Here is a 21,441-nt window from a genome sequence, read left to right on the forward strand (position 1 = left end):
CTCCCTGACACGATTGATCGAAGCCCTAACGCACGGCTGCATGCATGTCTATCGCACCAAAGTCTGGATGCGACCCTGCGCCCTCTTGCCTGCTCCCGCGCGTTGCCATATCGATTTGTCTTACAAATACGGAGACCACGATGGCAGGCGCCCCCACCAGGAAGAAAAAATTTCGCTCGCAGGAGTGGTTCGACAATCCCGACAATCCGGGCATGACGGCGCTCTACCTGGAGCGCTACCTCAATTACGGCCTGACGCGGGCCGAACTGATGTCCGGCAAGCCACTGATCGGCATCGCCCAGACCGGTTCGGATCTGTCGCCCTGCAACCGCCACCATATCGAGCTGGCCAAGCGCGTGCGCGAAGGCATCGTCTCGATGGGCGGCATTCCGTTCGAATTCCCGTGCCATCCGATCCAGGAGACCGGCAAGCGCCCGACCGCGGCTCTTGACCGTAACCTTGCCTATCTCGGCCTGGTCGAAGTGCTCTACGGCTATCCGCTTGACGGCGTCGTGCTCACCATCGGCTGCGACAAGACAACGCCGGCCCTGCTGATGGCGGCGGCCACCGTCAACATCCCGGCGATCGCGCTGTCGGTTGGCCCGATGCTCAATGGCTGGCACAAGGGCAAGCGCACCGGCTCCGGCACCATCGTCTGGGAATCGCGCCAGCGCCTGTCTGCCGGCGAGATCGATTACGACGAGTTCATGGACATCGTCGCCTCTTCGGCGCCGTCCACCGGCTATTGCAACACCATGGGCACCGCCACGACCATGAACTCGCTGGCCGAGGCGCTTGGCATGCAATTGCCAGGCTCGGCTGCCATCCCGGCGCCTTACCGCGAGCGCGGCCAGATCGCCTACGAGACGGGCAAACGTATCGTTGACATGGTGCATGAAGACCTCAAGCCGTCCGACATCATGACGAGAGAGGCTTTCGAGAACGCCATTGTCGTCAATTCGGCAATTGGCGGTTCGACCAACGCGCCCATCCATCTCAACGCCATCGCCCGCCACCTCGGCGTCAAGCTCGACAATGACGACTGGCAGACGGTCGGCCTCAATGTGCCGCTGCTGGTCAATTTGCAGCCGACGGGCGAATACCTTGGCGAGGACTACCATCATGCCGGCGGCGTGCCGGCGGTGATCGCCGAACTGATGAAGGGCGGGCTGTTGCCGCATCCCGGCGCGCGCACGGTCAACGGCAAGTCGATCGGTGAGAACAGCGAGGGTGTCGCCAACGAGAACACCGACGTCATCCGCACCGTTGCCGAGCCGCTGAAGGCCAATGCCGGCTTCATCAACCTCAAGGGCAATCTGTTCGATTCCGCGATCATGAAGACCAGCGGCATCTCGCCGGAATTCCGCGAGCGCTATCTCTCCAATCCGAAGGATCCCGAGGCTTTCGAAGGCAACGCCATGGTCTTCGACGGGCCCGAGGACTATCACGCCCGCATCGACGATCCGGCGCAAGGCATCGATGAACACACGATCCTGTTCATGCGCGGCGCCGGCCCGATCGGCTATCCCGGCGGCGCCGAGGTCGTCAACATGCAGCCGCCGGCCTATCTGATCAAGAAGGGCATCCATGCTCTCGCCTGCATCGGCGATGGCCGCCAGTCAGGCACGTCGGGTTCGCCTTCGATCCTCAACGCCTCGCCGGAAGCCGCGATCGGCGGCGGGCTGGCGCTGCTCAAGACGGGCGACCGTGTCCGCATCGACCTGCGCAAGGGCACGGCCGACATCCTCGTCACCGACGATGAGATCACCCGGCGCCGTGCCGAACTGCAGAACAATGGCGGCTATGACTATCCCAAGCACCAGACGCCCTGGCAGGAGATCCAGCGCGGCATGGTCGCGCAGTTTTCAGAGGGAATGGTGCTGAAGCCGGCGGTGAAATACCAGGATGTCGCGCACACCAGAGGTGTCCCCAGGGACAATCACTGAGCGAGCATCTGTTCGTAGATGCTTACATAAATGACAAACGGCGGCTTGATCCGGATCAGGCCGCCGCCATCCTTGACAAGCCCGCGCGATGCATCCACCATCGTGACAAGGGGTGTATCGCGACGACCCCGTGAGGCGTCAGCCCAACGTTCGCGTCCAAGCTTCTCATTCCAGGAGGTGGACGCCATGCCGTCAACAACCGCTATCACCGTATCGCAGCTATCCCGCCTGATCGGTATGCCAGGCGCGCCTGTCATCATCGATGTCCGTATCGATGATGACTTCGACGCCGATCCGCGCCTTCTGCCGGTCTCGAGCCGGCGCGATTTCAAGACCGTTTCGACCTGGGCCGCCGAGTTCGCCGGCCAATCGGTGACGGTCGTTTGCCAGAAAGGGCTGAAACTCTCGCAAGGCGTCGCCGCATGGCTGCGCCACGAAGGCATTTCCGCCGAAAGCCTCGAGGGTGGGTTCGAAGCCTGGCGCGATGCGAAGGGTCTTCTGGTTCGCACCGACACCTTGCCATCGCGCGACGAAAGGGGCCGCACGGTGTGGGTGACGCGAGCCCGCCCGAAGGTGGATCGCATCGCTTGCCCGTGGCTGATCCGGCGTTTCGTCGATCCGCACGCGATCTTTCTGTTTGTCGAGCCGGCCGAAGTTCTTGCCGTGGCCGATCGCTTCCAGGCCGTGCCTTTCGACATCGACGATGTGTTCTGGAGCCATCGCGGTGAACGCTGCACCTTCGACACGATGATCGAGGAGTTCGGGCTGGAATCCGAGGCGCTCGATCGCCTTGCCCTGATCGTGCGCGCGGCCGACACGGCAAGCCTCGACCTTGTTCCCCAGGCTGCCGGCTTCCTGGCGGCTTCGCTTGGCCTGTCGCGTATGTTTCGCGACGATCTGGAACAGCTGGACGCAGGCATGCTGCTCTACGATGCGTTCTTCCGTTGGTGTCGCGACGCCACTGAGGAAACGCACAACTGGCCCGGTGCAGGTGCGGGCAAATCGTCATGAGCGCGCTCGAGTCGCAAGACGCGGTGGTCCAGGGCCCGGCTGCGCCGACCTTCACCGAAGCCGTTAAGCTCTGGGCAAAAATCGGACTGCTCAGCTTCGGCGGGCCGGCCGGGCAGATCGCATTGATGCACAAGGAACTGGTCGAGGAGCGCCGCTGGATCGGTGAGCAGCGTTTCCTGCATGCGCTGAACTACTGCATGCTGCTGCCTGGCCCCGAAGCCCAGCAACTCGCCATCTATGTCGGTTGGCTGCTGCACAGGACGATCGGCGGCCTTGTCGCCGGCATCTTGTTCGTCGTGCCGGGCGCTGTCGTCATGCTCGTCCTGAGCAGCCTCTACGTGCTCTACGGCGACATCCCGCCCGTCGAGGCTCTGTTTTTCGGGGTGAAGGCGGCGGTGCTCGCCATTGTCATCCAGGCGGTGATCAGGATCGGACGGCGTGCCCTTAAGAACCGGGTCATGGTGTCGATCGCCGCCTCGGCTTTCATCGCCATCTATGCGTTGAATGTGCCGTTCCCACTCATCATCCTGCTCGCCGGCCTGACGGGATGGCTGGGAAACCGCGTTGCTCCGGCGCTGTTTTCCGGATCGGCACATGGCAAGGACGATGTTGCCGACATCAAGGGAGCGGTCGACCTGATGTTCGAGCGAGGCGAGTTGGCCCACCTCAGGCCGACGAAATGGCATGCGCCGCGCACGATTGCGATCTGGCTGCCGATCTGGTTCGGGCCTGTTCTGCTGATCTGGTGGCTGACCGGCTCTGCAAGCGTTTGGACCGAGATCGGCCGGTTCTTCAGTCTCATGGCGGTCGTTACCTTCGGCGGCGCCTACGCGGTGCTCGCCTATGTCGCCCAGGCAGCCGTCCAGTCCTTCGGCTGGCTCGCCCCTGGCGAAATGGTCGACGGTCTTGGGCTTGCCGAAACGACGCCTGGTCCACTCATCCTGGTGCTGCAGTTCGTTGGCTTCATAGCAGCGTTCCGCCATCCCGGCTCGCTGGACCCGTTGCTTGCCGGATCGCTGGGGGCGTTGCTGACGTTGTGGGTTACGTTCACGCCCTGCTTCTTCTGGATATTCCTCGGCGCACCCTATATCGAGGCCCTGCGCGGCAACAAGGTTTTGTCGGCGGCACTTGGCGCGATCACCGCCGCTGTTGTCGGGGTGATCATGAACCTGGCCCTGTGGTTTGCCTTGCACGTCATTTTCCATGAGGTGCGCGCGATGGGCCTCGGCATGAATGTGCCGGTGTTTTCGTCGATCGACTGGCGCGCGGCGCTGCTTTCCTGCGCCACCATGATCGCCGTCCTGAAGCTTAAGATCGGCATGCTGCCGACGCTTGCCGGATCCGCCCTTGCCGGTGTCTTGCTGCTGGCGGCGAGTGGCTGACAGGCACAACCACAAAGACTTAAAGCGCGTCGCGTGAATGCGTTTCAACGCGACACACGTTAAGTCACTGCTTTGTATTCCGCTTGCCAACCACCTAAGTGGTTGGAAACGGATTGGAACATGATGGCGCCACGACGCTCTTCCCTCGGCTTCCTCGGAATGTTCGGCCGCTCGGGCGACTTGAGACAGCTCGATGCGGCATTGCGCGGCGCTGACCTTCATCCAGCCCTCGTGCCGGAGGGGGTAAAACTCACCATCGTCAATCTGATGAAGGATCGCTGGCCCGACGAGCCGCCTGCCCACGCTTATCCAGGCGTGGCGCGACTGTTCAGCTATTGCATCGCCGGCCCGGAAGCCTTCGAGCGATCCAATGGTCTTCAGAACAGGCTGGAGGCAGAACGCCGGATCGAGGCCGCCCTTGAAACCGGCGACAGCTTCGATGCGCAAATCGTACTGATGACGCTGCACGCCAAGCTGATCAATGCCCAAGTCGTCGAGCGCTATGGGCTGGTTAGCGAGTGATTGTTTTGCGAGGGCCTACCCGCCCATGCTAGCGCGCGGCAGCTTGATCATCTCGCCAAAGCGGGCGCGCAGCCTGTCGTCGATCAGCTTCGGCACATGGCGCGGAAAGCGCTCGGCAAGCACGCGTTTCTTTTCGAGGATCGCCCGCTGCAGGATGTCGGGCCGGCCCTTCTCGTTCCATTCCTTGGGCGAAAAGCGGTCGCCGACGGCCGGATAGAAATATTCGGTCTGCATCAGGCGCAGCGTCTGCTCATTGCCGAGATAGTGGCCCGGTCCTTTCAGGCAGACATCGGCGATGGTGTCGATCGACAACGCCTCGTCCGTCACCTCGATGCCGCGCACGCAGCGCAGGCAGTGGCCGAGCATGTCGTTGTCGATGATCAGGCTTTCCAGGCAGAAACCGAGCAGCGAGGCGTGCATGCCGGCCGATTCGTACACCAGGTTGAGCCCGGCAAGGCCGGCCATGACATCGGTGATGCCTTTTTCATAGCCTGACTGGATATCGGGCAGTTTCGAATCCGTCATGCCCGCGGCCGAGCCGCCCGGCAGGTCGTAGAATTGCGCCATCTGCGCACAGGCCGCGGTCAGCACCGCCTGCTCGGCCGAACCGCCCGACATGGCGCCGGTCCTGAGATCCGATACGAACGGCCATGTGCCGAAGATCGCCGGATGGCCAGGCTTGATGGCGTTGACATAGATAAGGCCGACCAGCACTTCGGCCACCGCCTGCACCACCGCACCGGCAATCGCCGCGGGGGCCGTAGCACCTGCCTGTCCGGCCGACAGCAAGAGGATCGGGATGCCGCCTTCGACGCAGGCCTCGAGCACGCCGCAGGCGTCCTCGGCGAACTTCATCGGAGGCACGACGAAGCAGTTGGAGTTCGAGACGAACGGCCGGGCGCGGAAATTCTCCTCGCCGCCGGCAATGGCATAGAGCATTTCGAGCGCCGGTTGCACGTTCTCGCGCACCGTGAATGAGGTGCCGACATGCTTCGACGTCCCCATCACGCAGGCATAGAGCGTGTTGAAATCCATATCGAGCGGATCGGGAATGTCGCGCGGCACCATCGGCCGCTGGAAGAAATGGATGTTGTCGAGCCCTTCGACGAGGCGGGCGGCGTCATAGATGTCCTGCAGCAGCGACTCGCGATATTCGCGCTTTTCGACATCGACCAGATGCACGGCGGCGCCCGCCGTGCCGTAATGCACGCGTTTGCCCTTGATCAGCATGTCGTGCTTGGGGTCCTGGCCGTGCAGCGTGAAATGCCGGGCCGCTTTCTTGATCGTGTCGAGCACGAGCGCGCGCGGGAAACGGATGCGGCCATCGTCGCCATAGCCGGCACCGGCCTCGGTCAGCGCTTCGATGCAGGAGGGAATGGCATTGGCGAAGCCAACCGTTTCCAGGAGCGTCAACACGGCTTCGTGGATGCGTTCCTGGTCGTTCTCGGTCAGCGGCCCATAGCTGCCGCCTTCGAGGCCGGCGCGCACCGGTTTGATGTCATCGGCCAACGGTGCTGCCCGCATGGCGCGGCGAGCTTCGCGCCCGCCGGAGCGGCGCGAACGCTGATCCGCCGCCGCTTCCTGCTTTTCAAGAACTGACATGGAGACGCTCCACCTTTCCGAGAAGCAGGACGCGGCGGTTGGTCCACCATCGGCTGCTTCTTCCCCTTTGTGCCCCGACTATGCCGCCGGCATTGGCACAGCCTATGGGCCAGACGGTCCGGCTGCATATGCCAGAGCGAATGGCGCCGGAGCCACACTGTGTGGCTCCGGCCAGGGGATCGGATGGTGGATCAGGCGGCGGCCGGCCTGCGTCCGGCGGCAGTGGCCAGTTCGCGGATGCCTGGCTCGATGTGCTGCAGCGCGATCGAGGAAATGCCCAGCCGCATGAAACGCGAAGGCTTTTCAGTGCGATCGAAGAAACGGTCGCCCGGCTCGATGATGACACTACGCGAGGCCGCAGCCTCGGCCAGCCCACGCGCATCGGTGCCGCGCGGCCCTTCGAGCCACAGCGACGTGCCGCCGGCCGAATCGGTCGAACGCCATTCCGGCAGGAAAGCGGAAATCGCATGGACCAGGCGCTTGCGCCGCTCGTCGAAGGCGCTCGACAGCCGCCGCACAAGGGCCTCGTGATGGCCGAGCGACAGGAACAGCGCGACGGCGCGCTGGTTGTTGGCCGGCGGATGGCGCAGCATGAAGCGGCGCAGCGCCCTGAGTTCCGAGATCAGCCCAGCCGAGGCGACGATGTAGCCCAGCCGCAGGCCCGGAGCCAGTGTCTTCGACATCGAGCCGACATAGACGACGCGGCCGGAGCGGTCGAGGCTCTTCAAGGCCTGCTGCGGCGCCTCGTCGAGAAGCTGGCTGTCATAGCCGTCCTCGATGATGATCTGGTTGTAGCGGTTGGCCCGCGCCAGGAGATCCTGCCGCCGTTCCGCCGACAGCGGCACCATGGTCGGGCAATGATGGCTGGGCGTGACGAAGACGAACCCGGAATCATTGGGAATAGAAGCGGTTACGATGCCGGACTGGTCGACCGGCACCGGCTGTATGTCGGCACCCGCAAGGCGGAAGATCGAGCGTGCGTCGGGGTAGCCAGGGTCTTCCATCGCCACCTTGGAGCCCTTGCTCATCAGCAGCGTCGCCAGCATGTAGAGCGCGTTCTGGGCACCCAGCGTGACGATGATTTCGTCGGGATTGGCGAAGATGCCGCGCCGCGGCAGCAGCCGCGCCTGGATCTGTTCGATCAGCAGCGGATCGTCGCGATCGACCATGTCGGACGCCCAGTTGCGGATTTCGAGCACGGCAAGCGCCATGCGGTTGCACTCGCGCCACTCGGCGGTCGGGAACAGCGCCGGGTCGAACTGGCCGTAGACGAAGGGGTAGGATGACTTGATCCAGTTCTCGTGCTTGGCCGGTGGCGGCATGTCGCTGGCGGCGATCTTGCGGCGTGCCTTCCAGTCGATCTCGTTGGCCTGGTCGGGCGCCTTCTGGTGCGGCTTGGCCGGTGTCGCCAGCACATCGGGATTGACGAAATGGCCACGCCGCTCGCGTGCCACCAGGAAGCCCTGGTCGACGAGCTGCTGAAAGGCCAGCACCACGGTTCCCCGTGCCACGCCGAGTTTTTCGGCCAGGATCCGGCAGGAGGGAAGCGGCATCGAAGCGGCGATCTGGCGGTCGAGAATGGCGGCCACGATGGCTTGGCGGATCTGTGCCTGCAGGGTCTGGCCGGATTCGGCCGAAATCCGGAACAGGCCGGACCATATCGCCGTGTCGTTTCGCTGGGGCATGGAAGATGTTCCTCGATGGCCAACTTTTTTCGCTTGGCTGGACCAGTCGAATGTAACGGTGGCACAAGGGGTTGCGCCAATCAATTTTTCTGATCGTTGGGATTTATGCCAGTGATCCTTCGGCGGAAAATCCGGCACCGCGCCCACCCTCGTGACGCGGACACGTCATCACCGCGTGGGGATTTTGAGTCATGCCGCGTGACGATTCGCGTCATCGCCGCGTATTGACCGCACGGAATTCGGCTCACTAGTTTTGGCGCGACGACACGCGCCGGAAACATCCGGTCTGATATGCTGTGTCGAAAACGCCAGGAGTCCCCGCCAGTGGATCAGTCAGCTTTCCAGAAACAGCTCGCCGCCTTGCGCGATCATCGCGCCGCGGCGCCATCCAGCATGCGCCAGGCCTTCGCCGCCGATCCGCAGCGGTTCAAGACATTCTCCGCCACCGACGGCGACCTGTTGCTCGACTGGTCGAAATGCGCGGTCGACGCGCTCACCATGGACATGCTGGAGAAACTTGCCAAGGCAGCCGATCTCGAAGGCCGCCGGGCGGCGATGTTCGCCGGCAAGAAGATCAACGTCACCGAAGACCGTGCAGTGCTGCACACCGCGCTGCGCAACCTGACCGGCAAGGGCGTCACCGTCGATGGCCAGGACGTCAAGGCGGACGTCATTGCGGTGCTCGACGCGATGGGCGCCTTTGCCGATGCCGTGCGCTCCGGCAAGGCGGCCGGCGCCACCGGCAAGAAGATCACCGACATCGTCAACATCGGCATCGGCGGTTCCGATCTCGGCCCGGCCATGGCGACGCTGGCGCTGGCGCCCTATCATGACGGGCCGCGCGCGCATTACGTCTCCAACATCGACGGCGCCCATATCCATGACACGCTGAAGGGCCTGTCGGCGGAAACCACGCTTTTCATCATCGCCTCCAAGACTTTCACCACCGTCGAGACGATGACCAATGCCGAGACGGCGCGCAAATGGGTGCAGAAGGCACTCGGCAAGGAAGCGGTCGGCAAGCATTTCGCCGCCGTCTCGACTGCGCTCGAGCTGGTGGCCAAGTTCGGCATCGAATCGGATCGCGTTTTCGGCTTCTGGGACTGGGTCGGCGGCCGCTATTCGGTCTGGGGCGCGATCGGCCTGCCGGTGATGATCGCTGTCGGGCCACGGAATTTTCGCGCCTTCCTCGATGGCGCGCACGAGATGGACGAGCATTTCCGCACCGCGCCGGTGCAGGAGAACCTGCCGGCGCTGCTGGGATTGGTCGGCTGGTGGCATCGCGTGATCTGCGGATACCCGGCGCGCGCCGTCATTCCTTACGATCAGCGCCTGTCCCGGCTGCCGGCCTATCTTCAACAGCTCGACATGGAATCGAACGGCAAGAGCGTCACCCTCGAAGGCGGTGCGGTGACGACGCCGACCGGACCGCTGGTCTGGGGCGAGCCTGGCACCAACGGACAGCATGCCTTTTTCCAGCTGTTGCACCAGGGCACCGATTTCATCCCGGTCGAATTCCTCGCCGCGGCAGTCGGCCACGAGCCGGACCTCAAGCATCAGCATGATCTGCTGCTCGCCAACTGCCTGGCGCAGTCGGAAGCGTTGATGAAGGGCCGCACGCTGGAGGAGGCGCGCGCCCAGATGCTGGCCAAGGGCATGAAGCCGGCAGAGGTCGACAAGATCGCGCCGCACCGCGTCTTCTCCGGCAACCGGCCCTCGATGACCATCCTTTACCGTAAGCTCGACCCGCGCACCTTCGGCCGGCTGATCGCGCTCTACGAGCATCGCGTCTTCGTCGAGGGAACGCTGTTCAACATCAACTCCTTCGACCAGTGGGGCGTCGAGCTCGGCAAGGAACTGGCCACCGGCCTCTTGCCTGTCGTGGAGGGCAAGGAAAGTGCCGCGAAGCGGGATGCCTCGACCGCTGGCCTAGTGGGATACATCCAGCATTTGCGTGGATCGGAGTAAGCAGTTTGGCAGACATCAAGGGCATATTGTTCGACAAGGACGGGACGCTTGTCGACTTCAACGCAACATGGCTCGGCATTGCCGACTTCATGGCCATGGATGCCGCCGAGGGCGATCGCTGGAAGGCCGACAGGCTGCTTTCGGCGGCGGGTTTCGATTTCGTCAACAAGCGGTTCAGGCCCGACTCGATCTTTGCCTCGGGCACCAACATGGATGTCGTCGAACTGTGGTTCCCGCGCCTGTCCGACGAGGACCAGATGCTGGCCGTCGCCCGCTTCAACGAAATCACGTCCGTGCAAGGCTCGTCGATGGCGGTGGCGCTGCCCGGCATCGTCGAAACGCTGACAGCGCTGCACAAGCGATCCTACCGGCTCGGCGTCGCTACCAACGATTCGACCAGCGGCGCGGAGAAAACCATGGTCACGCTGGGCGTCGCCCAGCTCTTCGACGCAGCCTATGGCTATGACGCTGTGGCCAATCCCAAACCGGCGCCAGACACGATCTACGCCTTCTGCGACCTGACCGGGCTGAAGCCGGCGCAGATCGCCATGGTCGGCGACAATCGCCACGACCTGGAGATGGCGCGAGCCGGCGGCTGCGGGCTGGCGATCGGCGTGCTCTCTGGCACTGGCACGCGTGAATCGCTGTCGTCGATCGCCGATATCGTGCTGGATTCGGTTGCCGATCTGCCGGACTTCCTTGCGGCACGGGTCAAGGAAACGATCTAGTCTAGCGGCTGGATTTACCCTCGAAACGAAAGACACCACTCTTCGGCGCGCTGTCTTTCGTCTGGCCGAAATCCGGCACCTGGTATTCGGCAAGCAAGCGCAGCCGCGATCGCGGCAGGTAGGCGCGGCCTGGGTCGCCGACCAGAACCTCGATACCGGCATCAAGGCAGCGGTCGAGGAAAGGCATGACGCGCTCGGCGACGTCCTGTCCATAAAAGACGTCGCCGGCGGTCACGACATCGACCGTGGGCGGCGATCCGCCGGTAATATCCTGCGCCATGACCGTCATCGCGACCCCGTTCGCCGCCGCGTTGAGCGCGAGGGCGGCAACGCCGTTGCGATCGATCTCGGCCGCGATCACCGCGCTCGCCCCAGCCTTGGCCGCGGCGATGCCGACAAGGCCGGAACCGGCGCCGAGGTCGAGCACGCGGCGGCCGGCCACGGTTTGCGGATGGTCGAGTATATAGCGCGCAAGCACCGCGCCGCCGGCCCAGGCGTAGGCCCAATACGGCGGCTGCGGCTCGGGTCCATCTTCTTCCGCCTCGGCCGTGTCGTCATCGGAGCCTTGCCGCGGATCGGTAAGCCGCCTCAGGCCGCTGGCCGGATGAGGCGTATAGAGCAGGATCTCGGGAAGCGACGGCACCGGGGCGATGCGCATGTTCGCCCTGATGAACTCAGCCGGGTCAGGACGGCAAGGTGCATCCACGGCGCCCAGGCCGTCGGCTGCCGTCATTCCCGCAGCGCCCGCCGCAGGATCTTGCCGACCGGCGTCTTCGGCAGCTCGGTCCGGAATTCGATGTATTTCGGCCGCTTGTAGCCGGTCAGGTTCTCGCGGCAATAGGCGGTGAGCGTCTCTGCGGTCAGCGCCGGATCCTTCTTGACCACGAACAGCTTCGGCACTTCGCCCGAATGCTCGTCCGGCACGCCGATCGCCGCCACTTCGAGCACGCCCGGATGCATCGCCACGACTTCCTCGATCTCGTTCGGATAGACGTTGAAGCCCGAGACCAGGATCATGTCCTTCTTGCGGTCGACGATCTTGGTGTAGCCGCGCTCGTCCATGAAGCCCATGTCGCCGGATTTGAAGTAGCCGTCCTTGGTCATCACCTTGGCGGTCTCATCCGGCCGGTTCCAGTAGCCCGCCATCACTTGCGGTCCCCGGATGCAGATTTCGCCGACCTCGCCGAGCGGCAGATTGGTGCCGTCGTCGTCACGGATCGCGATCTCCGTCGATGGCAGGGGCAGGCCGATGGTGCCGGTGAAGTCGCTGGCGCTGAACCTGTTGGCGGTGACCACCGGCGAGGTTTCGGAAAGACCGTAGCCCTCCGAGACCGAACAGCCGGTCAACGCTTTCCAGCGCTCGGCAACGCCCTTCTGCACCGCCATGCCGCCGCCCAGCGTCAGGACCAGCGGCTTGAAGTCGAGCTTGCGGAAATCCTCATTGTTGAGCAGCGCGTTGAACAGCGTGTTGAGGCCGGGAAAGATGTGGACCGGATATTTCTGCAATTCCTTGACGAAGCCGGGAATGTCGCGCGGGTTGGGAATGAGGATGTTCTGGCCACCCATCTGCATGCCCATCAGCGCATTCACCGTCAGCGCGAAGATATGATAGAGCGGCAATGCGCAGATAAGGTTCAGATGCGCCGGTTTCGGCTTGATCGTGTAAGCGTCTTCCAGCCACAGCGCATTCTGCGCGACATTGGCCAATACGTTCCTGTGCAACAGCACCGCGCCCTTCGAAACACCGGTGGTGCCCCCCGTATATTGCAGGAAGGCGACATCGTCGGCCACGACCTTGACGGGCTTCAGGCTGATGCCGGTACCAGCCTTGAGCGCCGCATTGAACTTGACATGGCCGGGCAGCGCCCATGCCGGCACCATCTTCTTGACGCGGCGCACGACGAAATTGACGATCGTGCCCTTCAGGCCGCCGAGCATGTCGCCCATCGCGGCGACCACGACATGCTTGACCGCCGTCCTGGCGATCACCGCCTGCAAGGTGTTGGCGAAGTTTTCGAGAATGACGATGGCCTGCGCGCCGGAATCCTTGAGCTGGTGCTCGAGTTCGCGCGGCGTGTACAGCGGGTTGATGTTGACCACGATATAGCCGGCTCGCAGGACGGCCATCATCGCCACCGGATATTGCAGCACGTTCGGCATCATCAGCGCGACGCGCGCGCCCTTCTGCAAGCCTTTCGACTGCAGATAGGCGCCGAAGGCAGCCGACAGCCGATCGAGATCGCCATAGGTGATCGCCTTGCCCATGCAGATGAACGCCGGCTGGCCGGAAAACTGTTTGCAGGCGGCGGTAAGCAGGTCGCCAATGGAACTGTAGGCCAGGGGGCCCATTTCGGCCGGAACGACTTTCGGATAGCTCTTGAGCCAAGGCTTTTCCGGCAACCCGGCAGCCAGCGCCGTCAGCGCCTTCGGCAATGGCGAGGTCACTGCCGGCTTCGCCGCCGGTGGGGCCTTCGCCGCTGCAGCCGTCGTTATCGGCTTGGCAACAGCAGGCTTGACTGCCGCGGCCTTGGCGGCGGCGGGCTTTGCCTTGGATGCCGGCTTTGCGGCGGCAGGCTTGGCCGGGGCCTTGGCCGCAGGTTTTGCGCTTGTCTTCACCGGCACCGGGGCCGCCTTCGGCTTGGCCGCGGCGGCTTTGGCAACGGGCGCTTTCGGCTTGACCACGCCGGCGGCTGCCTTAGGAGCCGCCTTGGCTCTCACCGGCGCCGTCGTCTTTGATGCTTTTGCCACCCGTTTCCTCCCTGGATAGTTCTTGTTCGCCCGTGCCGCGCTCGCCCCCGAATTGACGGAGACGTCCCCCAATGCCGCCAGGATGTGTTCTATGTATTGCCTCTATCGGCGGCCGTGCAAGTCTTGCCCCTGCGGCAAGGCGGCGAAAGATTTGCCGCCGAAAATCTTCCCTCCCGCCGATACTGCGGGCCGGTGTCCTGCCGCATCCTCGGCCGGGCCAACGCCTGCGCACGACCTGTATCGCCAGATCGGAGATCAATAAAAAAATGCGGTCGTTAACAATCCCGTGAATGGAAAGAACTGCTAATTTTTTCTGCCATTTAGCAAAATCGCGGATTTTTTTCCTGCTTCCCGAGGGGTAAGCAAACGGGGTGTTCCAAAGCCGGAAAAACGGTGCTTATATGCGCGCTTCGCGAGCCTGATAGAGGGGCTTGGAAGAACATCAGGGAGTGCTCAATGAAAAAGAAACTCGCTTTTGCGGCCGCGTTGCTGGCCGCAAGCGTCCTGGGCGGCATGGCCAATGCAAAGACGCTTGTCTATTGCTCGGAAGCGTCGCCGGCCAATTTTGATCCGGGTACGACGACGGGCGGCAACGATTTCGATGCCTCGTCGCGTACCGTCTATTCGCGCTTGGTCGAATTCAAGCATGGCGGCACCGAGGTCGAGCCCGGTCTCGCCGACAAGTGGGAAATCTCCGACGACGGCCTGGTCTATACTTTCCACCTGCACCCGGGCGTGAAGTTCCAGACCACCGACTATTTCAAGCCGACCCGTGACCTCAATGCCGACGACGTCGTCTTCTCCTTCGACCGCCAGTTCAACAAGGCGAACCCGTGGAACGGCGACAAGTATCTGCCCAACCTGACCTGGGACTACTACACCGGCATGGACATGCCGAAATACGTCGCCAAGTGGGAAAAGGTCGACGACCTGACCGTCAAGCTGACGCTGACCGAGCCGAATGCGCCGATGCTGGCCAACCTCGGCATGGACTTCGCCTCGATCGTGTCGAAGGAATATGCCGAGCAGTTGGAGAAGTCCGGCAAGATGGCCGATTTCTCGACCAAGCCGATCGGCACCGGCCCGTTCCAGTTCGTCGACTATCAGCTGGATTCGGTCATCCGCTATGCGGCCCATCCGGATTATTTCAAGGGCAAGGAGAAGATCGACGATCTCGTCTTCGCCATCACCCCTGACGCGACCGCCCGCATCCAGAAGGTGCTTGCCGGCGAATGCGACATCGCGCCCTATCCGAATCCGGCCGACATCGGCACGATCAAGGCCAACCAGGACGTGACCCTGATGGATCAGGCCGGCCTGAACATCGGCTACATGAGCTACAACACCACCATCCCGCCGCTCGACAAGCCTGAGGTGCGCCATGCGCTCAACCAGGCCATCGACCGGGAAGCCCTGATCAAGTCGCTGTTCCAGGACGCCGGCGCCACGCCCGCCGAAAACCTGATCCCGCCGACCATGTGGTCGTGGGATAAGGATGTGAAGGCAGACGCCTATGATCCGGATGCGGCCAAGAAGGTTCTGTCCGCTGCCGGGCTCACGGAAATCCAGCTCTGGGCTTCCGATCGCGTTCGTCCTTACAACCCGAACTTCCAGCGCGCCGCCGAACTGATCCAGGCCGACTGGGCTAAGGTCGGCGTCAAGGCCGAGATCGTCAACTACGAGTGGACCAAGTATCGCTCGGAGGGCAAGAAGAAGGACCGTCCAGGCGCCTTCCAGATTGGCTGGACCGGTGACAATGGCGATCCGGACAACTTCTTCGCCACCCTGTTCGCCTGCTCCGCCATCGGCGTCTCGAACTACTCGAGCTGGTGCGACAAGGACTTCGAGGACCTGATCCAGAAGGCCAAGAAGACCAGTGACCAGGCCGAGCGCACCAAGCTCTATGAGCAGGCGCAGGTCGTCTTCCAGAAGCAGGCTCCGGCCTTCCTGCTGGCACACAGCCAAGTCTACGCAGTCGTGCGCAAGAATGTCAGCGGTTTCATGATGGACCCGCTCGGCATTCACCGCTTCGACGGCGTCGACAAAGCCGAATAAGATATTGAGTGGGGCGGCGCTGTAGAGCGCCGCCCCCTTCGCCATGCTCAAATATATTCTTCACAGAATTGCACTTTTGATCCCGACGCTTGTCGGCATCACTATCTGTGCCTTCGCCTTCGTCAGGCTGCTGCCCGGCGATCCCATCCTTGCCATGGCCGGCGAACACGGCGTGGCGCCGGCGCGTTACGAGGAGCTCAAGGAGCAGTTCGGCTATAATCTGCCGATCTGGCAGCAATACGCGCGCTATGTCGGCGAGGTCGTGACCGGCGATTTCGGGGTCTCCATCTCGTCCAAGCGCCCGGTGATGGAAGAGTTCAAGATCCTTTTTCCGGCGACGATGGAACTGTCGTTTTTCGCCATGATTTTCGCCATGGTGCTCGGCATTCCGGCCGGCATCTTCGCGGCCGTCAAGCGCGGCTCCTGGTTCGATCAATCGCTGATGGGCACGGCGCTCGTCGGCTATTCGATGCCGATCTTCTGGTGGGGCCTGCTGCTGATCATCTTCTTCTCCGGTTACCTCGGCTGGACGCCGGTCTCGGGCCGGATCGGCCTGCAGTTCTTCTTCAAGCCGATTACCGGCTTCATGACCATCGACACCTTGCTCTACGGCAAATGGGATGCCTTCCGCTCGGCGCTCAGCCACCTGGTGCTGCCGGCGATCGTGCTCGGTACCATTCCGCTGGCGGTGATCGCCCGCCAGACGCGTTCGGCGATGTTGGAAGTTCTGGGTGAGGACTATGTCCGCACGGCGCGCGCCAAGGGCCTGTCGCCGTCGCGGGTGATCGGCCTGCATGCCTTGCGCAATGCGCTCATCCCCGTGGTCACCACCATCGGCCTGCAGGTCGGCACGCTGCTTGCCGGGGCCATCCTCACCGAAACCATCTTCGCCTGGCCGGGCATCGGCAAATGGATGGTCGATTCCATCTTCAAGCGCGACTATGTCGTCGTGCAGTCAGGTCTGCTTTTGATCGCCCTCATCGTCATGGCCGTGAACCTCATCGTCGACGTGCTCTATGCCGTCATCAACCCGCGCATACGGGCGTCGTGATGAGCCAGTCGACCGAAATCGCCCCAATGGCCGCCGGCAACCCTGACCGTCTGACGGGCTTCAGGACCTTCTGGCACTATTTCTCGGTCAATCGCGGCGCCGTGATCGGCCTGTTCGTCTTCATCCTGCTGGTGCTGGCGGCCCTGTTTGCGCCGCTGCTCGCGCCCTATGCGCCCGACATTCAGGACAAGACCGCGTTTCTGAGGCCGCCAGCCTGGCAGGCCGGTGGCAGCGCCCAATATCTGCTCGGCACCGATCCAGTCGGCCGCGACATCCTTTCGCGCCTGCTCTATGGCGCGCGCTTTTCGCTGCTCATCGGCGCGGTCGTGGTCACGCTGGCGCTCACCGGCGGCATTACGCTCGGACTGCTGGCCGGCTATTTCCGCGGCTGGGTCGATGTGGCGATCATGCGCGTGATGGACCTTATCCTGGCGTTCCCGTCGCTGCTTCTGGCGCTCGTTCTGGTCACCATCCTTGGCCCTGGTCTGTTCAATGCGATGCTGGCCATCGCGCTTGTCCTGCAGCCGCATTTCGCGCGGCTGGTGCGCGCTGCCGTGATGGCGGAGAAGAGCCGCGAATACGTCGTGGCGGCGAAGGTCGCCGGCGCCGGCCATATCAGGCTGATGCTTCGCACCATCCTGCCGAATTGCCTGGGACCGTTGATCGTCCAGGGCACGCTGTCCTTCTCCAACGCCATCCTCGAGGCGGCTGCTCTCGGCTTCCTCGGCCTCGGCGCCCAGCCGCCGACGCCCGAATGGGGAACGATGCTCGCTTCGGCGCGCGAATTCATCCTACGCGCCTGGTGGGTGGTGACCTTCCCCGGTCTCGCCATCCTAATCACCGTGCTTGCCATCAACCTGATCGGCGACGGCCTGCGCGACGCGCTCGATCCGAAACTGAGGAGGTCGTGATGGCGCTGCTCGATATCCAGAACCTCGTCGTCGAGTTCCAGACTGTTTCCGGTTCTTTCCGCGCTGTTGATGGCGTGTCGCTCCATGTCGACGAGCGCGAAGTGCTGGCGATCGTTGGCGAATCCGGCTCCGGCAAATCGGTGTCGATGCTGGCGGTCATGGGGCTTTTGCCATGGACGGCCACGGTCACCGCCGACCGCATGAACTTCAATGGCCGCGATCTTCTGAAGTTGAGCTCTGCCGAGCGGCGCAAGATCGTCGGCAAGGACATGTCGATGATCTTCCAGGAGCCGATGGCCAGCCTCAATCCCTGCTTCACCGTCGGCTTCCAGATCGAAGAGGTGCTGCGTTTCCATATGGGTATGGACAGTGCGCAGCGCCGCGAGCGCGCCATCGAACTGCTGACCCAGGTCGGTATTGCCGAGCCGGCGGAAAGGCTCAACTCGTTCCCGCACCAGATGTCGGGCGGCCAGTGCCAGCGCGTCATGATCGCGATCGCCATCGCCTGCAATCCGAAGCTGCTGATCGCCGACGAGCCGACCACCGCGCTCGACGTCACCATCCAGAAGCAGATCCTCGATCTCCTGGTCTCGTTGCAGGCCAAATACGGCATGGGCCTGATCATGATCACCCACAATATGGGCGTCGTTGCCGAGACCGCGGACCGCGTCATCGTTCAGTACAAGGGCCGCAAGATGGAAGAGGCCGACGTGCTGTCGCTGTTTGAATCGCCGAAGAGCAATTACACGCGCGCACTTTTGTCGGCACTGCCGGAGAATGCCGTCGGCGACCGGCTGCCGACCGTTTCCGACATGATGTTCGAGCCGGCGCCTTCGGGAGCCGCCGCATGAGCATCAAGGTCGTCGAAGGCAAGAATATCGTCCGCGACTATCATGTCGGGGGCGGGCTGTTTCGCGCACAGCGCACGGTGCATGCGGTCAAGGGCGTTTCGTTCAGCGTCGACAAGGGCAAGACGCTCGCAATCGTCGGCGAAAGCGGCTGCGGTAAGTCGACGCTTGCCCGCATCATCACGCTGATCGATCCTGCGACTTCGGGTGAGTTGTTCATCGACGGCAACAAGGTCGACATCGCCAAGGACGGGCTGAGCAAGGAGATGCGCCGCAAGGTGCAGATCGTTTTCCAGAACCCTTACGGGTCGCTCAACCCGCGCCAGAAGATCGGCGACGTGCTGGGCGAACCGCTGCTCATCAACACCGGCAAGCCGGCCGAGGAGCGGCGCGACCTCGCCATGAAGATGCTGAAGAAGGTCGGTCTCGGACCCGAGCACTACAATCGCTATCCGCATATGTTTTCCGGCGGCCAGCGCCAGCGTATCGCCATCGCCCGCGCGCTGATGCTCAACCCCAGCCTCTTGGTGCTGGACGAGCCGGTCTCCGCTCTCGATCTGTCTGTACAGGCGCAGGTGCTCAACCTGCTCGCCGACCTGCAGGACGAGTTCCAGCTGACCTACGTCTTCATCAGCCACGATCTGTCGGTGGTGCGCTACATCGCCGACGATGTGATGGTGATGTATTTCGGTGAAGCGGTCGAATACGGCTCGCGCGAAGAGGTCTTCGCCGACCCCAAGCACAGCTACACCAGGACGCTGTTCGCCGCGACGCCGCGCGCCGACGTCGCCTCGATCAAGGCGAGGCTGGCAAAGAAGAAGGCGGCCTGACCGGGCGTGTCGATATTCAGGTGAGGCCGGCCTGCGAATGGCGGCTTCCTGCGCTTCCGGTGCTCACGTACTTTAAGTACGCTCCGCTCCGGTTCTCGGAAGCCACCATTCTCGACTCGGCCTGACCCGAATCTCAACACACCCTAAGCCAAGCCGCTTACGACAGCTTGGCGATGATGGTGCGCAGCGCTTCGCCGAAACGGTGGATCTCATCGACCGTGTTGTAGTGGACCAGCGAGGCGCGGATGGCGCCGCTGTCCATCGACAGGTTGAGCCGCTTCATCAGCCGCGGCGCGTACATGTGGCCATCGCGGATGCCGATCTGCATGTCGGCCATTTCCTCGACGATCCTTTGCGGTGACAGCTTGCCGATGTTGAAGCAGAAAGTCGGCACGCGTTCGGTGATACGGGCTTCGTCGGAAACGCCGTAGATCGTCGCGCCGCAATCCTTGAGCACGCCAAGCATCTCGCGCGCCAGCACCAGCTCATAGTCGCGGATGGCACCCATGCCGGCGACGATGTTTTCGCGCCGCGAGCGGTTGTTGGATGGCGCGAGATTGCGGCCGATCAGTTCGAGATACTGCACGGCCGCATCCATGCCCGAGACGTTCTCATAAATGAAGGTGCCGGCCTCGACCTTGTAGGGCGGCTCGTCGGGAATGAAATCCTCGCGGAAGGTCGGCAGCCGCTTCAGCGTCTCGAAGCGCCCCCACAGGAACCCCATATGCGGCGAGAAGTTCTTGTAGCCGGAGCAGACGAGGTAATCGCAGTCCCAGGCCTGCACGTCGATCAACCCATGCGGCCCATAGTGCACGCAGTCGAGGAACACCTCGGCGCCGGCCGCGTGCGCGATCTTGGCCACCGAAGCGACATCGACGATCGAGCCGATCGAATGTGCGGTGACCGTGCAGGCGACCAGCCGGGTACGGTCGGAAACCAGCGGGCGCAGGTCGTCGACATGCAGATTGCCGTCCTCGCGCATACGCCACCATTTGAACTTGGCGCCGGCGGACTCCAGCGCCAGCCACGTGGCGATGTTGGCGTCGTGGTCCATGTCGGTGATGACGATCTCGTCGCGCTCTTGAAGCATCTGGCCGATGCCGAGGCTGACCAGGCGGATGAACGAGGTGGCGTTCATGCCGAAGCAGATTTCGGCTGGGCTGGCGGCGTTGATCAGCAGGGCGACACTCTCGCGGGCGTCGGCGACCGACTGGTCGACGGTGACGCTGCGGCCATAGCGGCCACCGCGCTGCACATTGTGCGAAACCAGATGGTTGGTCACCGCGTCGAGCACGCTCTGTGGAATCTGCGCGCCGGCGGCATTGTCCATGAAGATGAAATCGCCGGCCCGCTGCAAGGCTGGAAACATGGTGCGGATGGTGTCGACGGGGAACGCGGCGGCGTTCGCATTGTCGGTTTGATGCTTGTTCAAGGTTGGCTCCTGCGAAGGGCTTGGCGGGTGGGATCGGTTGGCGAGGTCAGCGCGTCTTCTCGGTCTTGAAGCGTTCTTCAAGCAGGCTGACGAGGCGGACCATCGGCCAGAGGAAGATGAGATAGACTAGAGCGGCGCCGATCAGCGGCGAGGGGTTGGCGTAGAGCGACTGCGCGTTGGTCGCTTCCTTCAACAGTTCCGGCAGCGCCACGGTCGAGGCAAGCGAAGTGTCCTTGAACATCGAGACGCAGTTGCTGGTCATCGGCGGGATGACCACGCGGATCGCCTGCGGCAGCACCACCTTGCGCAAGGTCAAAAAGAACGGCAGGCCGAGTGCCTGCGACGCCTCGAACTGGCCGCGCGGAATGCTTTCGATGCCGGAGCGGAACACTTCGGCCGAGTAGGCCGACATGATGATGGCGAAGGCCGTCACGGCGGACGCCCAGGACGACAGGCGGATGCCGAGGAAGGGCAGCGCATAGTAGATCAGGATCAGCACGACCAGCACCGGCAGGGCGCGGAATATGTCGGTGTAGCCGACCGCGAGCCACCGCAGCGGCTTCGGCGCATAAAGCCGCACCAGGCTGATCGTCAGGCCGATCGGGATGCCGATGCCGATGCTCAAGATGCCGAGCAGCAGCGTGTTCAGGAAGCCGCGCAGCAGCGCCGGCAGGCTGGACATGATGACATCTGGGTTGAAGAAGGTGTCGATCAGCGACATG

18 protein-coding genes are annotated in these 21,441 nt (G+C 63.2%); 11 read left to right on the forward strand and 7 right to left on the reverse strand.

The genetic code is table 11. The features are described 5' to 3' along the window. The first annotated feature begins 140 nt into the window (after positions 1–140). Positions 141–1,946: an IlvD/Edd family dehydratase gene (locus HNQ71_RS30050; protein ID WP_184877313.1), complete on the forward strand. Its 1,806-nt coding sequence runs from the start codon at positions 141–143 to the stop codon at positions 1,944–1,946. Here the strand turns inward: HNQ71_RS30050 and HNQ71_RS30055 are convergent. Then, positions 1,940–2,134 (reverse strand): hypothetical protein, encoded by a 195-nt coding sequence (locus HNQ71_RS30055; protein WP_184877315.1) that lies wholly within the window; start codon positions 2,132–2,134, stop codon positions 1,940–1,942. The two genes, HNQ71_RS30050 and HNQ71_RS30055, sit on opposite strands and share 7 nt — an antisense overlap. Between HNQ71_RS30055 and HNQ71_RS30060 the strand changes: the two genes are divergently transcribed. The 3 genes from HNQ71_RS30060 (at position 2,133) to HNQ71_RS30070 (ending at position 4,861) form a co-directional block, all read left to right on the forward strand. After that, positions 2,133–2,957 carry a chromate resistance protein ChrB domain-containing protein gene (locus HNQ71_RS30060; RefSeq protein ID WP_184877317.1) on the forward strand — a complete coding sequence of 275 codons (825 nt, stop codon included), beginning with the start codon at positions 2,133–2,135 and terminating at the stop codon, positions 2,955–2,957. The two genes, HNQ71_RS30055 and HNQ71_RS30060, sit on opposite strands and share 2 nt — an antisense overlap. After that, the gene (gene chrA / locus HNQ71_RS30065; protein ID WP_184877319.1) at positions 2,954–4,339 is read left to right on the forward strand and encodes a chromate efflux transporter; all 1,386 of its coding nucleotides are present in this window, start codon (positions 2,954–2,956) and stop codon (positions 4,337–4,339) included. The genes HNQ71_RS30060 and chrA overlap by 4 nt, the downstream gene beginning before the upstream one ends. A 123-nt stretch (positions 4,340–4,462) precedes the next feature. Further along, positions 4,463–4,861: a hypothetical protein gene (locus tag HNQ71_RS30070; RefSeq protein ID WP_184877732.1), complete on the forward strand. Its 399-nt coding sequence runs from the start codon at positions 4,463–4,465 to the stop codon at positions 4,859–4,861. Between the two features lie 15 nt (positions 4,862–4,876). Here HNQ71_RS30070 and HNQ71_RS30075 read toward each other — a convergent pair whose 3' ends face one another. Further along, the gene (locus HNQ71_RS30075; protein ID WP_184877322.1) at positions 4,877–6,463 is read right to left on the reverse strand and encodes a trimethylamine methyltransferase family protein; all 1,587 of its coding nucleotides are present in this window, start codon (positions 6,461–6,463) and stop codon (positions 4,877–4,879) included. 191 nt (positions 6,464–6,654) lie between these two features. Then, positions 6,655–8,148, reverse strand: a complete 1,494-nt coding sequence (gene pdxR / locus HNQ71_RS30080; RefSeq protein ID WP_184877324.1) for a MocR-like pyridoxine biosynthesis transcription factor PdxR — start codon at positions 8,146–8,148, stop codon at positions 6,655–6,657. Positions 8,149–8,472: 324 nt separating this feature from the next. Here pdxR and pgi point away from each other — a divergent pair, with 324 nt between their 5' ends. Together pgi and HNQ71_RS30090 are read left to right on the forward strand one after the other, a co-directional pair. Further along, positions 8,473–10,116 (forward strand): glucose-6-phosphate isomerase, encoded by a 1,644-nt coding sequence (gene pgi, locus HNQ71_RS30085; protein ID WP_425492281.1) that lies wholly within the window; start codon positions 8,473–8,475, stop codon positions 10,114–10,116. A 5-nt stretch (positions 10,117–10,121) separates the two neighbouring features. After that, on the forward strand, positions 10,122–10,844 hold the full coding sequence (locus tag HNQ71_RS30090) for an HAD family hydrolase (protein WP_184877328.1): 723 nt from the start codon (positions 10,122–10,124) through the stop codon (positions 10,842–10,844). Position 10,845: 1 nt separating this feature from the next. Here HNQ71_RS30090 and HNQ71_RS30095 read toward each other — a convergent pair whose 3' ends face one another. Next, the gene (locus HNQ71_RS30095; protein WP_184877330.1) at positions 10,846–11,577 is read right to left on the reverse strand and encodes a class I SAM-dependent methyltransferase; all 732 of its coding nucleotides are present in this window, start codon (positions 11,575–11,577) and stop codon (positions 10,846–10,848) included. Further along, entirely contained in the window at positions 11,574–13,592 is a 2,019-nt protein-coding gene (locus HNQ71_RS30100) for a long-chain-fatty-acid--CoA ligase (protein ID WP_184877332.1), read from the reverse strand. The genes HNQ71_RS30095 and HNQ71_RS30100 overlap by 4 nt, the downstream gene beginning before the upstream one ends. Positions 13,593–14,048: 456 nt before the next feature. Here HNQ71_RS30100 and HNQ71_RS30105 point away from each other — a divergent pair, with 456 nt between their 5' ends. The 5 genes from HNQ71_RS30105 to HNQ71_RS30125 are packed head-to-tail and all read left to right on the forward strand — an operon-like array spanning position 14,049 to position 19,287. Next, positions 14,049–15,647, forward strand: a complete 1,599-nt coding sequence (locus HNQ71_RS30105) for an ABC transporter substrate-binding protein (RefSeq protein WP_184877335.1) — start codon at positions 14,049–14,051, stop codon at positions 15,645–15,647. A gap of 43 nt (positions 15,648–15,690) precedes the next feature. After that, entirely contained in the window at positions 15,691–16,698 is a 1,008-nt protein-coding gene (locus tag HNQ71_RS30110) for an ABC transporter permease subunit (RefSeq protein WP_184877338.1), read from the forward strand. Positions 16,699–16,724: 26 nt separating this feature from the next. Then, positions 16,725–17,609 (forward strand): ABC transporter permease subunit, encoded by an 885-nt coding sequence (locus tag HNQ71_RS30115; RefSeq protein WP_246462206.1) that lies wholly within the window; start codon positions 16,725–16,727, stop codon positions 17,607–17,609. After that, positions 17,609–18,460, forward strand: coding sequence for an ABC transporter ATP-binding protein (locus tag HNQ71_RS30120; protein WP_184877343.1), 852 nt, complete (start codon positions 17,609–17,611; stop codon positions 18,458–18,460). Before HNQ71_RS30115 ends, HNQ71_RS30120 begins: the two co-directional genes overlap by 1 nt. Next, on the forward strand, positions 18,457–19,287 hold the full coding sequence (locus tag HNQ71_RS30125) for a dipeptide ABC transporter ATP-binding protein (RefSeq protein ID WP_184877345.1): 831 nt from the start codon (positions 18,457–18,459) through the stop codon (positions 19,285–19,287). The genes HNQ71_RS30120 and HNQ71_RS30125 overlap by 4 nt, the downstream gene beginning before the upstream one ends. A gap of 157 nt (positions 19,288–19,444) precedes the next feature. Here HNQ71_RS30125 and HNQ71_RS30130 read toward each other — a convergent pair whose 3' ends face one another. Together HNQ71_RS30130 and HNQ71_RS30135 are read right to left on the reverse strand one after the other, a co-directional pair. Next, positions 19,445–20,719: a cysteine desulfurase-like protein gene (locus HNQ71_RS30130; protein ID WP_184877347.1), complete on the reverse strand. Its 1,275-nt coding sequence runs from the start codon at positions 20,717–20,719 to the stop codon at positions 19,445–19,447. A 46-nt stretch (positions 20,720–20,765) separates the two neighbouring features. Continuing rightward, positions 20,766–21,440 (reverse strand): amino acid ABC transporter permease, encoded by a 675-nt coding sequence (locus HNQ71_RS30135; RefSeq protein ID WP_184877349.1) that lies wholly within the window; start codon positions 21,438–21,440, stop codon positions 20,766–20,768. Position 21,441: the final 1 nt, after the last annotated feature.

It is taken from the genome of Mesorhizobium sangaii, from assembly GCF_014207355.1.
Taxonomy (GTDB): domain Bacteria; phylum Pseudomonadota; class Alphaproteobacteria; order Rhizobiales; family Rhizobiaceae; genus Mesorhizobium; species Mesorhizobium sangaii.